General features: G+C 67.1%; 13 protein-coding genes. 5 read left to right on the top strand and 8 right to left on the bottom strand.

The annotated features are described in order from the left end of the window. Positions 1–2975 (bottom strand): ASH domain-containing protein (locus ARGLB_RS20200; RefSeq protein WP_004565681.1); only part of this gene is annotated, 2975 nt, incomplete at its 3' end. Positions 2976–3348: 373 nt separating this feature from the next. Then, positions 3349–4389, bottom strand: a complete 1041-nt coding sequence (locus ARGLB_RS20205; protein WP_004565682.1) for an alpha/beta fold hydrolase — start codon at positions 4387–4389, stop codon at positions 3349–3351. 111 nt (positions 4390–4500) lie between these two features. On the opposite strand from ARGLB_RS20205, the gene ARGLB_RS20210 reads away from it, so the two are divergent. The 3 genes from ARGLB_RS20210 (at position 4501) to ARGLB_RS20220 (ending at position 7368) form a co-directional block, all read left to right on the top strand. After that, positions 4501–5457, top strand: a complete 957-nt coding sequence (locus ARGLB_RS20210) for a GlxA family transcriptional regulator (protein ID WP_004565683.1) — start codon at positions 4501–4503, stop codon at positions 5455–5457. Between the two features lie 102 nt (positions 5458–5559). After that, positions 5560–6813, top strand: coding sequence for a hypothetical protein (locus tag ARGLB_RS20215; protein ID WP_043419999.1), 1254 nt, complete (start codon positions 5560–5562; stop codon positions 6811–6813). Positions 6814–6942: 129 nt separating this feature from the next. Then, positions 6943–7368: a ChaB family protein gene (locus ARGLB_RS20220; RefSeq protein ID WP_004565685.1), complete on the top strand. Its 426-nt coding sequence runs from the start codon at positions 6943–6945 to the stop codon at positions 7366–7368. Between the two features lie 2 nt (positions 7369–7370). On the opposite strand, the gene ARGLB_RS20225 is transcribed toward ARGLB_RS20220, so the two are convergent. After that, positions 7371–7895, bottom strand: coding sequence for a DUF2087 domain-containing protein (locus ARGLB_RS20225; protein ID WP_004565686.1), 525 nt, complete (start codon positions 7893–7895; stop codon positions 7371–7373). 365 nt (positions 7896–8260) lie between these two features. On the opposite strand from ARGLB_RS20225, the gene ARGLB_RS20230 reads away from it, so the two are divergent. After that, the gene (locus ARGLB_RS20230) at positions 8261–8773 is read left to right on the top strand and encodes a mycothiol transferase (protein WP_004565687.1); all 513 of its coding nucleotides are present in this window, start codon (positions 8261–8263) and stop codon (positions 8771–8773) included. An 81-nt stretch (positions 8774–8854) separates the two neighbouring features. Then, on the top strand, positions 8855–9853 hold the full coding sequence (locus tag ARGLB_RS20235; protein WP_004565688.1) for a dienelactone hydrolase family protein: 999 nt from the start codon (positions 8855–8857) through the stop codon (positions 9851–9853). Between the two features lie 7 nt (positions 9854–9860). Here ARGLB_RS20235 and ARGLB_RS20240 read toward each other — a convergent pair whose 3' ends face one another. The 5 genes from ARGLB_RS20240 to ARGLB_RS20260 form a co-directional block, all read right to left on the bottom strand. Next, the gene (locus ARGLB_RS20240) at positions 9861–10436 is read right to left on the bottom strand and encodes a DoxX family protein (protein WP_004565689.1); all 576 of its coding nucleotides are present in this window, start codon (positions 10434–10436) and stop codon (positions 9861–9863) included. A gap of 141 nt (positions 10437–10577) precedes the next feature. Beyond that, complete coding sequence (locus ARGLB_RS20245; protein ID WP_004565690.1) at positions 10578–10964, bottom strand: Hpt domain-containing protein; 387 nt, start codon at positions 10962–10964, stop codon at positions 10578–10580. A 146-nt stretch (positions 10965–11110) separates the two neighbouring features. Then, a complete protein-coding gene (gene rlmC / locus ARGLB_RS20250; RefSeq protein WP_004565691.1) occupies positions 11111–12235 on the bottom strand; it encodes a 23S rRNA (uracil(747)-C(5))-methyltransferase RlmC in 1125 nt (374 codons plus the stop codon). 45 nt (positions 12236–12280) lie between these two features. After that, positions 12281–13174, bottom strand: a complete 894-nt coding sequence (locus ARGLB_RS20255) for a ribonuclease Z (protein ID WP_004565692.1) — start codon at positions 13172–13174, stop codon at positions 12281–12283. 54 nt (positions 13175–13228) lie between these two features. Further along, a partial coding sequence (locus tag ARGLB_RS20260; RefSeq protein ID WP_004565693.1) for an HNH endonuclease occupies positions 13229–14211 on the bottom strand: 983 nt, incomplete at its 5' end.

The following is a 14211-nucleotide window of genomic DNA, read 5'->3' on the forward strand; positions in this document are numbered from 1 at the left end:
CCTACGCCATCCGCTGTGACCGTCACGTCAGTCAGGGGGTAGCCGAGCGGGCCTTTCTCCCAACCCAGGGATGCCCATTTGGCCCGGACCGCACCGTGGACCTCGTGCGCGCCGGTCTTGGGGGACCAGTAGATCGAGGCCCCATCCGAACCGGAGAAGTGGCTGTACCGCCCCACCCCATCCGGCGTAATCCTCACGTCGGTGGTCGGGAATCCGAGCATGCCAGCGGCGCCGCCCGCGGCCTTGTAGCTGGTGTAGACCGCGGCATGGACCTCATGTGCACCTGTCGCCGGCGACCAGCAGATTATCCCGGTGACGAAGTCCTGGCACTTTCCATCCGCAACGGCGTACTGATCAGTGAGAGCCCGCCCTAGGGACGACGACGGGCGGCCGGCGCCGATCTGGTATGCCTTGACAGCGATCGGATCGTCGGTGCCGTTGCCGGTCAGCATCACCTTCAGCTCGCCCTGGCCGTCATCGGCGGTGATCAGGTAGAAGGTGTCCTGCGTGCCGGCCTGCCCGAGGGCCGCCGGCGTGAAGGTCACGCTTTGGAAGGCGGACTCACCGGGTGGAATGGTGATGCCCTCGGAGATGGGGGCGGTAGTCGAGAAGACACCCTGCGGCGCCTTCGCCTTGGTGATCGTCATTGGGATGTTGCCGTCGTTTTGTATGGTGAAGTCCGCCGTGGCCGATGTTCCCACCGGGACGTCCCCGAAGTCCAGTGACGGCGGCATCTCCAGGTGCGCCGCGCCGGAAACGGCGGTTGCAGTCAGCGGCACGGTCACGGATCCCCGGTCGCTGGTGATGACCAGCGAGTCGGTCACCGGGTCCGCCGTCGTCGGACTGAACGTCACCGACACCGGAACCGAAGCGAGGGGCTGGATCTGCTGGCCCACCACCGGCAGCATGGCCGCGTCGGCGGTAAGCTCAGCGCTGGCCGGCAGGGTTACGCCGGTGATCTCGATGACGGTGGTACCGGTGTTGACGATGTTGACGGTTTGGCGGCTGCTGGTCAGAGTCGGCACGTTGGTGAACTGGAGTGCGGCCGGGGTGGCGCCCAGTCCGTCCTTTGTGCCCACGCCGTGGATGCCCAGGAGCACGGTCTCGCCGTCGGCCGTCTTTACCGTCAGTGTGCCGTCAGCCTGCCCGGGAGCTGTCGGCGAGAAGGTCATCGGAACGGTCAGGCTCTCGCCACTTTGCAGCGTCCCGGTCGGGCTGCCGGTAGTTCCGATCCCGAACGGCGCCCCTGTTGTGACCGAGCTGACCGTCACCGCCCGGGTGGCGGTGACGGTGACGTTGCCGGTTTGGGAGGCGCCCACTTCGGCCGTGCCCAGGTCAGTGTCCGTCGCGCCTACAGCTGCGGTTGTCGGGGCGCCAAAGCCATGCACGTGGCCGTCGCGGGAGCCGACGTACACCCGACCGTTGTCCGTGGCCACCGAGGAGAACTTAGCGGCCGTACCTATCGGGGCGCTGAACACCTGCTGGAGGGAGCCGGTGCTGTCCGGGAGGGCTCGGTAGGCCCGCAGTTCCGCACTGACCCCGGTTCCTCCTGTGGAGTAGACCGCCCAGACAAGGGCGGAGGACCCGTCCGTGCCGGAAGAGGTCACCCCTGGCGCGCCGGACGTATACCCGAACGTGCCCGTTGACGTGCCGACGGATGCGAGCCTGATCCCGCCCGTGCTGTCCGGCACAAGCTTGAAGGCGCGCAGAAACCCCCTGTTCTCGACCGTGTAGATATACCCGCCGTCGCCCGTCCCGAGAAACGCGGGCCGTCCCCACACCCCGTTGTAAGGTCCGGCCGCGTCGAGGACTGCGTCCGTTCCGTCCGGCCCCTGCCCCATGCCGCCCAGGTTGTCCCGGTCCAGCAGATATACGTGGCCGTCCTTGCCGACCTGAACCAGCAGGTGCGGGTGTTCGGGCGTGCCGTAGCCGTCAGGAATGGCAACCGGCGCTCCGGAACCCAGGTCGGTGTCGTTCTGGTCCAGCTTGAGGTTGTTGGCTGGGCTGAAGAAGTCGGTTGGGCTCAGGTTGCCGTCACTTCCTACCTGGACCCTGACAACCGATTCCGCCAGGGTGCTGGGCGGGGTCTTGCCCGGGCCAGCCTTCGGGGAGATGCCGTTCCCGGTGGCGAACAGGATTTGACCGGGACCGTCGGAGACCAGGCCTCCGCCGGACTGCCAGATCCCGCCCTCCGCATTGGCGTTGCCTGACTCTGTGGCCCACATCGTGGTCTGCCGTCCGCTGGTGGACACGCCGATGACGTACCCGACGAAGGGGGTGTAGTCGCAGTGGCTGGCGAAGCCCGCGTACACCACCCCGTCCATCAGCAGCAGTCCGGGCCGCTGCATGGCGGTCATCGCGTTGAACGGGCGGGTCGGATCGTTGGTGGGGGCGCCGCTGATGAGGACGGGGAACCCGGCCCGCTCTGCCCCGGTCGACGGATCGAGGGAGTGCATGTACCAGTGCGGGAGTTGCGGGGTGGCTCCGTCGTTCGTCTTCGCCAGCAGGAAGACGCTGTTGGTCGCCGGGTCGAAGACCGGCGTGGACGTGATGCCGATATTGGGCGTCAGATCGCCGCAGCTCACGGTCGACGCCGGCCAGGCCGGCCCGACAGAACGCTGCCACTTCGTCGCCCCCGTGATACTGTCCAGCCCGTAAACCGCGTTGTTCTCCGTCGCGGCAATCACGGTGCCGCCTACAACGAGCGGCTGGGCGTAGACCTGCCCGTCCACCGGCGTGGAGAACAGTTTGCCGAAGTTCGAGGACGAGACGGACGACGGCGAGAGTGTGCTTTCGTTGCTGTCCCATCCGGTTCGAAGCGTATCGTGGCCAATCGTCCCGACGTCCGCGGCGGCGACTCCGCTGACGGACAGCCCGGCGAATGCAAGGACTGCTGACAGAAGGCCACTCCAGGCGCGGCGGCGTTTCCGCACCGGGCGCCGGGAGGACAGCTTGGTAGCCCTGGCGCGAGTCAACGCCCCAGTTCTTTGTTGATCGCGCATGTTTGAGACCTGCTTCAGACCGTGGCTGGACTAGGCGTGTGACCGCTGCAGCTGGGGAATGCATCGGGCCGGTTGCCCTGAGTGAGGTCTCCCCAACCTTCAGCTTCAGGACGATCCCACTGTCTGTGTCGAGCCCTAGGAAAAAGTGGGGGCCGACCCGCAGGAACTTTGGTCTCACCCCCCAAAATGAGGGGAACGGTGCGCCGGCGCCTTGCCCTCCAATGCGGCGGCCCTCTCTACAGCATTCATCCTCGGAGTCGCGACATTTCTGGCCACGGGCAGCAGGCGCTCAGCTAAGAAATCCAGCTAGGCACGTGCGGGACGCTGGCGGGATTGGAACGACGCGTCAGCGCATTCCGGGCGCAGTGGCGGTCAGGAAGGCTTTGATCTTGCTGGCCACGGCCGGCGCGTGGGTCCAGTGCAGGTAGTGTCCGCCGGGGACCAGCACAATTTCGTGGTGCCGGACGTTCTGCAGCCGGCTCTCGTGCAGCGCGGCGTCCGGAGCGGGCTCCTTCGCCGTCGCGAGGAACGTTAGCACGGGGACATCGTCCGGGTAGCGCATTGCCTGCACCTTGCGGGCGTTGTCGGCGATCCGGCTGGTCTCGTCGAGGACGGATGCGTTGCCGAAGTTCCAGTTGGCCATCTTGCGGATCAGATCCCGCTCACCGGACGTGTAGGCGGTGCCGTCCGGTTCCACGAGGCCTGGTGCAAGCATGGTGGCCCAGCGGAGCAGGCCGCTGGCAGCGACCAGGCCTTCCCAGTTGATGCCGCCCGCGGGGACGCTGGTCTGGTCCGTGTGGATTTTCCCGGCGGCGGGAACTGTGGGGTCGATGCCGATGACGGCCACGACGTCGGTCGGGTACCGGTTGGCGTAGGCGAGCGTGTAGAAGCCGGCGATGGAATGGCCGCCGATAACGTAGGGTCTGGGCACTTCCGCTTTTGCCAGGGCCTCATGCAGCTCGGAGGTGATGTTTTCGACACTACGCTCCAGCGGGGGCTGGTCGCTGTACCCGTAGCCGAAGCCTTCCACGACGACGACGTCGTAGTCCCCGAGCTCCCGGATGAGCGGTGCAAAGTCCACCGCCGGAGCCGGAGTACCGAGGCCGCTGAGCAGCACGATGGATTGTCCGGTCCGGCCGTTCCCTGGTGTGTGCACGACGTTGAGGGCTCCGTGGCTTGTCTGGACCCTTTGCCCGTACGGCACGGTTGCGGACCGCTCCGCCTGGTTCATGGCGAGGTTGGTGGCCGTGGACGTCAGAAGGAGGCCTGCCACAGTGGCGACCGCAATACCCAGGGTGCGAAGCCTGCGGCGCGGCGTTGTGCTTCGTGCATCTGCGGGAGCGGTCATGGCGGGCAGCGGCGCCGGGGAGGGTCGAAAGTTGATCACGGGTTAAGACTGCCCCTCGGAACCAGCCCGGGGGAGTGGTAAAAATTGCCAGCATGAAAAGGATCCTGCCGTCAGGGGTCCGACCCGCGGCTGCGTGGGTACAGTGGCCTCATGCACCGTGTCGTTGCGCTGGCACTGCCGGACGTCGTCGCCTTTGACCTTGCGATTCCAGCGCAGATTTTCGGCCATGAGGACGAGCGGAAACTGTACTCGTTCAGTGTCTGCGCCGCCGAACCTGGCCTGGTCCCGACCACAACCGGGTATGCCATCCACGCGGCTGCGGGGCTCGAGGCCCTTCTGTCAGCCGACACCATTGTTGTGCCCGGGTTCAGCCCTCTCAACGACCCTCCGGCCGGGGTCTGCGAGGCGCTCCGCGAGGCTGCGGGAAACGGGGCCCGGATGGTGTCCGTCTGTACCGGGGCATTCGCGCTCGCGGCTGCCGGACTCCTTGACGGGAAACGCGCCACAACGCATTGGAGAAACGCCCAGCGCCTCCAGACTCTGCACCCGGCGGTCGCCGTCGACGCCGGGGTGCTGTACATCGACGAGGGCGGCGTCAGTACCAGCGCCGGTGTGGCGGCCGGGATCGACCTGTGCCTGCATCTGGTCCGCAAAGACCACGGCACCGAGGCAGCGAACCGCATCGCCCGGCGGATGGTCGTGGCTCCCCACCGCGAGGGCGGTCAGGCGCAATTCATTGAACGAGCCGTTGCCGCGCCGCTGACCCACTTCGCCGAGACCTGCGTCTGGGCAAGGCAGCATCTGGCTGAGCCGCTGACCGTCATCGATATGGCCGTCCATGCAGGCTGGGCGCCCAGCAGCTTCGCGCGCAAATTCCTGGCAGAGGCGGGAACAACACCGCTGCGCTGGCTGACCAGCCAGCGCATTGCCGAGGCCTGCCGCCTGCTCGAAACGACCGACCTGACCGTGCAGGCAGTCGCGGCCAGGTCGGGTCTGGGAACGGCAGCCAACTTCCGGCTCCACTTCATGCGCGAACTCAACACCACGCCCTCCAGCTACCGCCGCCTCTACCAGGGACGGAACCGCAGCCTGACGCTGGGGTCCTAGTGGCCAGAAGCACGCCCCTGGGTGCAGCGCGCCTGGTGGCACGCCGCGCGAATGGTCAGTACCGTCGTCGTAAGAACCACCGCACAATCAGTCAGGGGCAGCATGAGCAAGAACGGCAGGAACCGGAACAAGCGCAAGGGCCCCGCTGGCCCGGGACGTTCCGCCGCACGCGGCTCTTCGCCCGCTTCGCTGAGCTCTTTCCGGGCCGGGCGGGCAGTCGACTCGCTCGCGCCGGCATTTGTCCGGTGGTTCGACGACGGTACTCCGGGTGCTGCTGCCACCGCCCTCGAGTGCCTGGCAGTCATAGAAAGCGTTATGGGCCGTTACATGGACCGTGTGGCCGCTGCTGACCTGACACGCCTTGATCCTGTGATCCTGGCGGATGCTCTCGCTGCCGACCTCGCCTCGCCTGCGGTAGACGAAGAGGATGACCGCGGTGAGTTTGTCATCGCCGCCGTGCACGGGTTCGTAGACTTTCTCGGGGACACTGACCGGTGGTCAGGTTCAACGGAACAGCTCGCCGACGTCATTGACCTGCTCAACGGCCTTCTGGGGGAGGCTGATGATTTTAGCCTCGTAGACGTGCCGGTCGTTTCCGACGATGACGCGCTCCAGGTCTTCTCGGAACTGCCGCTGGTCCAGCGGACGACGGCCCTGCTTCAGTGGATCGGCGACGCAAAGCCGGTGACTGCAACCGGGGCGCTCCGGACGAAAGACATCGAAGCGGCGGCGGCATGTTTCGGACTGACAGTCAGAGGCGGGCCCAAACAGGCCGGCGCCCCGCAGGCCGGAAAGGGCCGTTCGGAACAGCCCGTCCCGACAGTCCGCAGCATGTATGAAGTGCCGCTGCTGGCGCAGGCGTGGGAGGCGCTGGCCCGCACCGAACTCATCAAGATCAGCCCAACGAAGGCGGTGCCCTCGCCGGCCTCCGCCGTCTTCCAGGCCGGCAACACCTCGGACCGGCTGGAGGAACTGGTGTTCTTCGTCGACCAGTTCCTCGCGGCCTCCGTGCTCGGTTACGACCCTGAGCAGCCGTGGGAAGTCCTCGTTGCCGCAACGGTGGCCTCGATTCTGCTGGCGGCCTCCTCGGAGGATCCTCCGCGGACGGACTCCGTGCTGGACCCCCGGACGGGTGCATCGCCAGAGGAAAGGGCCACGGTCGAGTCACTGAAGGCCGCGGCCATGCACCAACTGGAAGCACTTGCCGAGCAGGGGATCCTGACGATCGACACGCATTTCCGCGTGCCGCCTGCCCTGGTCCGGTGCGTTGCGAACACCTACGGGGACGCAACGGTGCTGGAGGACCTGGGCCTGTTGGACATCCCGGACCTTGATCTGGATTCCGAGGATGCCTAGTACTCTGCGGATGCCCAGTACCAGGCACTGATGCGGAGCTCTAAGGGGAAGACCGATGCGAAAGCCCGGCATCGGTGCCAAGCTGGTTTCATCTGCACGAATGTCTGTTGATGAAGGAGCGTGGGTGGCATGCCCAAGACTGGCAAGAACGATCACGCCCGCAAGGAAGAGCTTCCCTCGACCCTGCAGCGTTCGGAGCAGAAAGCCCAGGATACCTTCGCCAAGACCTACGATTCGGCGCTGGAGTCCTATGACAATGACGAGAGCCGGGCTGCCCGGACAGCCTTCGCTTCCCTCAAGCACAGCTACGAAAAGGTGGGCGACCACTGGGAACCGAAGGAGAAGCGCGGCCCCTCCGACCAGCATGCGGCCGAGGGACTGGATTCATCGGCGCCCTCCGCGGGAGGCGTGGACGCGAACGCCTCCAAGGAGCACCTGTACAAGCTGGCCCAGGAGCTGAACGTCGAAGGACGTTCGAAGATGGACAAGGACGAACTTGTCGAGGCGCTCCAGAAGGCCAATGATGCCGCCACCCGCAAGGCGCGGGGCAACTGAGCCTATCCGGCTTTGGGGCGAACGTAGGAGGATCCCGACGGCGTCCGCTCCAGCACGCCGAAATCGATCATGTACCGGCGCAGCAGCACCACATCGTCGGTGTAGCTCAGGAGCCGTTCGTTGACCTTCCGTTCGGTGAGCTCCTCGCCCGGCTCGAAGGTCTCGCCGGCGATCCAGGCCAGGAGTTCCCGCCGCTCCGCCTGGTTGGCCGGATACCTGTCGATCCGGCCAAGACGCATGAACCGGGCCACCCCAGTCTGCGGCTGGCGTTTGGGCTGCTGCGTGAGGAGGTCGCGGAAGATCGACTCGGAGGCCTCGAGTTCATTGCCGGCGGTCCGTTCCACAAGGCCTGCGTCGAGCAGGGCGGCGATGGCCCGGTCGCGCCGTTGCCCGCCCGGAGCCGAAGGAACGCCGGTGGGACCGGCTCCCAGCACTATTTGCGCGTAGGCGGTCCGCGCGTCACGGTTGGCGAGAGCCGCCATCACCCGCCGCCAGTGCGGTCCGCTCTGCCTGGTCTCCCTGCTCACCGCGCTTCCCCTTCTGTGCTCTGGCCTGCCGGACCGGTGCCGGTTGGCGGGTACGACAGGCAAAATCGTAGCCCCGGCGGGCTCACGCCGGAAGGCGCCGTCAGCCCGGCTTCCGAGAGGTCAAAGTGTCCCGCGCGCAAAACCGCTGGCGCCCGGCCCGCGTCGTGATGTGAAATGGTCCCGGGGCCACTATCAGTGAGCGGGCCCGAAACGGCAGGGAACAACCTGGGCTATTGCGCTGGCCGTGTTGGGCGCATGGCTTCCCGAAGTCATACCAATGGTCCAGGTGGCCCGCTCACCCTTAGGGTGCCCGCATCGGTTCTGATCCCGCCGTCGCCGCCCACAGCCAAATGTAAGGGGACCCCTTGAAAACCAACGACCTGTTGCTGGACGCCTTTGGCCGCATCCGCGAAATCGTGGATGCCACGCTTGAAGGGCTCGACGACGCGAGCCTGGTCGGCCGGCCCGCGGGCAGCGGCAACTCCATTGCCTGGCTCGTCTGGCACCTCAGCCGGATAGAGGACGTGCAGGTGGCCTCGGCGGCCGGGCTGCCACAGGTCTGGACCTCGCAGGGCTTTGCCGCCAGGTTCGGCCTGCCGCTTCCAGAACGGGACACCGGCTACGGACACTCGTCGGACCAGGTCGACGCCGTGAGGGCCCCGCGGGAGCTGCTCGCTGAGTACTACGAGGCGGTCCACCGGCAGACCGCGGACGTTCTAACCACGCTCGGCGACGACGACCTTGACCGCGTCGTCGATACCCGCTGGGACCCGCCGGTCACCTTCGGCGTCCGGCTAGTCAGCACAATTGCGGACTGCCTTCAGCACGCGGGGCAGGCCGCCTATGCCAAGGGCCTGAAAGGCAGTGCGCAGAAATAGCAGGCATTGGGTCGCCATCTGGCGGCTTGTCTGGCCTTGGCGTTCGGAGGAGGATAGCGGCAAAAACTCCAGGAGGCCGTGATGACCCAGCTTGGCAGGTTTGAGAAGTACCTGATCGAGGAATTTTTCGACGACTACCGTGCCGGGGCCATGAGCCAACACACCTTCACACGCCGGGTCGCGTTCATCACCGGCAGCATGGCTGCCGCGTCCGCCGCGATGCTCCTCGTTGGCTGCACACCCCAGGAGGTCCCGCGCAGCACCGATCCCATGCCCACCCCCACCCCGACGTCGGGCTCCGCCACCGGCACCGCCACCGGCACCGCCACCGGCACCGCCACCGGAGGCGCCGTCCCGGGGGCGAAGAGCCCGCTGTCCGTCCCCGAGGGGGCAGCCGGAATTACGACGTCGACAGTGAAGTTCCCGTCCGGCGGCACCGAGATCAGTGCGTACCTCGCCCGGCCAGAAGGCGGGAAGCCCGGCCCCGCCGTGCTGGTCTGCCACGAGAACCGGGGACTGACACCCCATATCCAGGACGTGGCCCGGCGCTTCGCGAAGGAAGGCTACGCGGCCCTGGCAATCGACCTCCTGAGCAGGGAAGGCGGCACCGCGAGCCTGGACCGCGATGCCGTTCCGGGAGCCTTGACGCAGGCCGGCGCTCAGCGGCACGTTGCGGACTTTGGCGCGGGATTCGACTACCTGCAGAAGCAGGCCTTCGTGGAGCAGGGACGCATTGCCATGACCGGCTACTGCTTTGGCGGGGGTATCACCTGGCAGTCGGCGGTGGAGATGACCGGCCTCAAGGCGACGTCGGCCTTCTACGGTCCGGCCCCTGATCTGGACAAGGTGCCGTCCATTAAGCCTGCGGTGTTGGGTGTCTACGCAGAACTGGACGACCGGATCACCGGCCCCATGCCGCAACTCAGGGATGCCCTGGCGGCCACGAGCGTGCCCAACCAGCTCAAGGTTTATCCCGGCGTCGACCACGCCTTCCACAACGACACCGGTGAACGCTACAACGAGCAGCAGGCAACTGCCGCCTGGAACGACACACTGGCGTGGTTCAAGAAGTACGTCTAACGGTCGGCTAGCTCACGGCGTCCGCGATCTCCCCGGCGTCGGGTCCGGACGCGTCGTGGGCCAGGGCCTTTTGCCGGCGGTACACCTGGATGGCAATGGCCGTCGGAATGACGGCCAGGGCCACGGCCCGCATCCAGGGGCGGTCCAGGACATGGCCGGTGACGGAGTCAAGGGAGAAGCTGCCCGGCCCGCCAATCGTGAAGGATGACGCCGCAAGTCCCAGGACGGCCGGGTATTCAAGGCCTCCTTCCGTGGCGAAGAACCCGTTGGGGGCGTGCACGCTGGCCGCAACACCCATGGTGGTGGCGGCAGCTGCCCCGGCGGCCGGAGTGCCAAGTCCCAGCGCCAGAGCCAGGCCGGCGCCCGCTTCGCCGAGGCCAGCGAGGACCGCACTGGGCTTCGCGGGCCGGAACCCCATGGCGTGCATGCCCTTGCTGGTGCCCTCGATCCCGCCGCCGCCGAACCAGCCGAAGAGCTTCTGGGTGCCGTGGGCAATGAGGACGCCGCCCAGGCCCACGCGGAAGATGGTCTGTGCTGCTGTGGCGGCGACTGGGGCAAGCGGACTGGTACTCGTGCGGCTCATGGGAATCCTCCTGTAAACGGTTCAGCCTGCCGGCTGCTCTTCAGGCGATCTTGTCCGACGATTCTACGTCCGCGGGAGACCGGGGATTCGGGGATTTTGGTCCGTCCGCCGGGTACCCGCCGTCGTCCTCAGCCCTGGGCCTTAGCCCTGGCCCTTGGGCCTGGACTGCGGGAGGTACCCCTGGCGTCCGGCCTCACGCACGAGCAGCCGGATATTCGCGTACAGCACTGCCCTGACAGCATCGGGCTCCAGCCGCTGCCCGCGCCGGATGCGCGATTCCAGTTCCTTGCAGCACCGCTCCAGCCGCAGCGCGCCCGCCATGGCGGACGTCGCCCGCAGGCTCACGACGGCGTCAGCCGCCATCCGCGGGTCACCGCCGGCCAGGGCACGGAGGATCTTCGACGCCCGCTCCGGCAACATCTGCAGGTAGTCATCGATGAAGGCCTCCGCGAAAGCGGAGCCCACCTCGGCGGCAAGGACCTGCAGCGGACCGGCGTCCAGGACAGGGATGTCGTCCGGGCCGGTCACTTCCCACCGCCTGCTGCTGTCCCCTGCATGCCCCGCCCGTCTGTCCGTGCCGCGACCTTGCTGTGCGGCTTACCGGACACTTTCCCGCGGGGACCTCAAGACCGGAGAAACTTTTGCCGATGTTCGGATCAAGAAATGCGGACCGGTCAGGACCGCTCGAGCAGCACCATCACTTCGTAGTGCGTGGTTTGCGGGAACATGTCCAGCACCCGTGCCCGTCGGGCCGTAAACGAGGGGAGTGCCGCCAGGTCACGGGCCAGTGACTGCGCATTGCAGCTGGAGTACACCACATGCCGCACGGACGACGATTCCAGCCAGCCGCACAGTTCCTTGCCGATGCCGCGCCGCGGCGGGTTGACGATAACCAGTTCGGGCGCCTGGTCCGCGGCGACCGCAAAGGCGGTGGCGTCGCCCGCCTGGAAGTCCACGCGCTGCAGGCCCGCCTCGTCACTGCTGAGCCTGGCCGAAACGATGGCTTCGCGGCTGGTTTCAATGCCGGTGACGTCGCGGGACGGGTCGGCGCAGTGCAGGGCAAAACCGCCGACACCGCAATAAAGATCCCACACCGACGCCGGCGCCAGTTCGTTGACCCACTCGCTTCCCTGCCGGTACAGCGCCGCTGCCATGTCGCTGTTCGTCTGGAAGAAGCTCTGCGGCCGGAGGTGGAGGTCGAGGTCATTGACGCGCATCCGCAGCGTGGACTGCCCGGTCAGCAGAATCTCGCGGTCGCCTTCCAGGACAGCCTTGTGTTCCGGATGCAGGTTGACCGAGACAACCTTCACCTGCGGCAGGGCGGCCAGAAGGGTGGGGAGGTGCTGCCGGATGCGCGGCACCAGTTTTTCCGAACGCAGGACCAGACGCAGCATGATCTCGCCGTCGGGCGACTCCGTGATGATGAGGTGCTTGAGCTCGCCGCTGCGCCGCGGGACATCGTACGGCGTCAGGTGGGCCTGGCTGATGAAGGCCGCGAGGACAGGGAAGCAGGCGAGGAGCCCGGGTGAGCAGACGCCGCATTCGCGCAGGTCCACGCCGCGGCCCTCGGCATCAAGGATCCCGATGGTGGGGTTTTTGGCCGTTCCGCCCACCACCATTTTGGCCTTGTTGCGGAAGCCGGACTCGCGGCTCGCCGCAGGCGGCAGCCACTCTAGGGACGAGTGGCCGGAGAGGAGCGTCTGGCAGTGCAGCTGCTTGCCGGCCAGCTGCTCGTCGTAGGGCCTGCCCATATGGGTGCAGGAGAGGCAGCGGGCGGCATCAAAGTAGGAACATTGCATGTCCGGTTAATTCTACTTTTTCTGCAGGCGTCTTCCGGCCGCGGGTCAGGACGGAGTCCGCTGCCGCTTGGGAAGGCTGATCCGGTCCAGGTCATTGGCAGGTACGACGGCGGTCCCTCCTGAGCGGGCCCGTGCCTGTTGGGCCAGGATTTCCACGTCGCCGTACCGGGAGGAAAAGTGGGTGAGGACCAGCGTTCCGGCTCCGCTGTTGGCGGCGAGATCCCCGGCCTGCCCGGCAGTCAGGTGCGCATACTGCGCCGCCAAAGCGGCGTCGTCATCACTGAAGGTGGATTCCGTGACGAGGAGGTCGACGCCGTCGGCCAGGTCCTCGGCCCCCTCGCACGGGGCGGTGTCCATGATGAAGGCGAAGCCCTGGCCGGCACGCGGAATGCTGACGTCCTCAAGCCGCACACCGCGCAGGACTCCTTCCCGCTGCAGGCGGCCCGCGTCCGGGCCCGTGATCCCCGCCGCCGCCAGCCGCTCCGGCATCATGGTCCGGCCGTCCGGCTCGGTCAGCCGGTAGCCATAGGTCTCAATGCGGTGGCGCAAGGGCCGCACTTCGAGCCCCGGGGCAATCTCCCCGGCGTCGGAGTGGGGTTGCAGGCGAAGATCGATGCCGGGCGAGGCCACGGAGACGAGCGCCCGGACAACGTCCTCTCCGGAAGCCGGATAGTGCAGGTGAACCGGGTGCTTCACGCCGTCCAGGGCCATGCGGGAGAGCACGCCGGGAAGCCCGTAGCAATGGTCACCGTGAACATGGGTCAGGCAGATGCGGGTGATCTGGTTGGCGGAAACACCCGCATGGATCATCTGCCGCTGGGTGCCCTCGCCGGGGTCGAAGAGGAGGCCCTCGCCATCCCACCTCAGCAGGTATCCATTGTGGTTGCGCGTCCGCGTCGGCACCTGCGATGCGGTTCCAAGGACGACGAGTTCGCGCATGACACCGAGTGTCTCACAGGCGCGGCGCGCGCAGGCATCAGCGCTCGCAGAGCCTTAGCCCACGACGCCTGGCAGAATCGGGGCGCCAGCGGGCGTTCCAGCCAGTCCAGATCCGGGCAGTGGCGTTCCCGGCAGTGGCGGTGCCGTGGAGTGGTAGGTGTGGCCTGTGGGTGTGGTGAGTTCGATGGTGTGCCTGGGGCCGGGTCTGGGTTGGGTTGTCCAGCCGGGGAGTTCTTTGGTGTGGTTGCAGGCTTCGCAGAGCCCGGCGCCGTTGGCCAGGGTGGTGGGGCCGTCGTTGTGCCAGGGGATGATGTGGTCGTGGTGGCGGATGGGGGCGTCGCAGTAGGGGGTGCGGCAGGTGTCGTCGCGGACCTGGATGAAGCGGCGCAGCTTTGGCGGGAAGAGGCGCCTGCGCGAGTCCATGGCTACCAGGTCGCCGGTGTTCGGGGCGGTGTAGAGCCGCCGGAGCCAGATCTTCAGTTCCTTCACCGCGTCCTTTGGGCCGGTGGTTGAGCCGCACACGTTTGATTCCGACGCATTTGAGCCGGAAGCGCTTGAGTCGGCAGCGCCGCCAGCGGTTGCCCGGGTGTAATCCTGCAGGCCCGAACCCTTCGGGCGCCGCCCCTGTCCTTCGCCGCGTCCCTGTGCGCGTTCCGGGTTGAGGAGCTCCCGTGCCCACTGGGCGGGGACAACACCATAGCCGGCGAGGCGGGCGGGTTCGGTGTCGGCTTGGAGTAGGGTGCGGTCGGTCATGACGAGGCTGATGTCGATCCCGGTGATGCCGCCGGGGGTCCCGGTGGTCCGTTCGACGAGGGTGTCGGCCCTGATTTGTCCCAGGCTGCGGGGGTCGCCGACGGACGTGAGGGTGTCCGCGTGCCGGGTCAGGGCCGCGTAGACTGCGACGCCCTCATGGGCGGGCAGCAGCGCCGTCAAATAGGTCATGCAGTCCGGGGCCGGGCGCAGTGTGACCGACCGTTCTGTGGCGGCGTGGCTGGCGCGCTGGGTGACCGAGCGTGCGTCCCGCCGGGTAGCGGCGG

The sequence above is a fragment of the Arthrobacter globiformis NBRC 12137 genome, from assembly GCF_000238915.1.
Lineage (GTDB): Bacteria > Actinomycetota > Actinomycetes > Actinomycetales > Micrococcaceae > Arthrobacter > Arthrobacter globiformis.

What these genes read in the sequence shown, in the direction of transcription:
- ARGLB_RS20210 (WP_004565683.1), top strand. Translation starts at nt 4,501, where the DNA reads ATGCACCGTGTCGTTGCGCTGGCACTGCCGGACGTCGTCGCCTTTGAC.
- ARGLB_RS20215 (WP_043419999.1), top strand. Translation starts at nt 5,560, where the DNA reads ATGAGCAAGAACGGCAGGAACCGGAACAAGCGCAAGGGCCCCGCTGGC.
- ARGLB_RS20220 (WP_004565685.1), top strand. Translation starts at nt 6,943, where the DNA reads ATGCCCAAGACTGGCAAGAACGATCACGCCCGCAAGGAAGAGCTTCCC.
- ARGLB_RS20235 (WP_004565688.1), top strand. Translation starts at nt 8,855, where the DNA reads ATGACCCAGCTTGGCAGGTTTGAGAAGTACCTGATCGAGGAATTTTTC.
- ARGLB_RS20240 (WP_004565689.1), bottom strand. Translation starts at nt 10,436, where the DNA reads ATGAGCCGCACGAGTACCAGTCCGCTTGCCCCAGTCGCCGCCACAGCA.
- rlmC (WP_004565691.1), bottom strand. Translation starts at nt 12,235, where the DNA reads ATGCAATGTTCCTACTTTGATGCCGCCCGCTGCCTCTCCTGCACCCAT.
- ARGLB_RS20255 (WP_004565692.1), bottom strand. Translation starts at nt 13,174, where the DNA reads ATGCGCGAACTCGTCGTCCTTGGAACCGCATCGCAGGTGCCGACGCGG.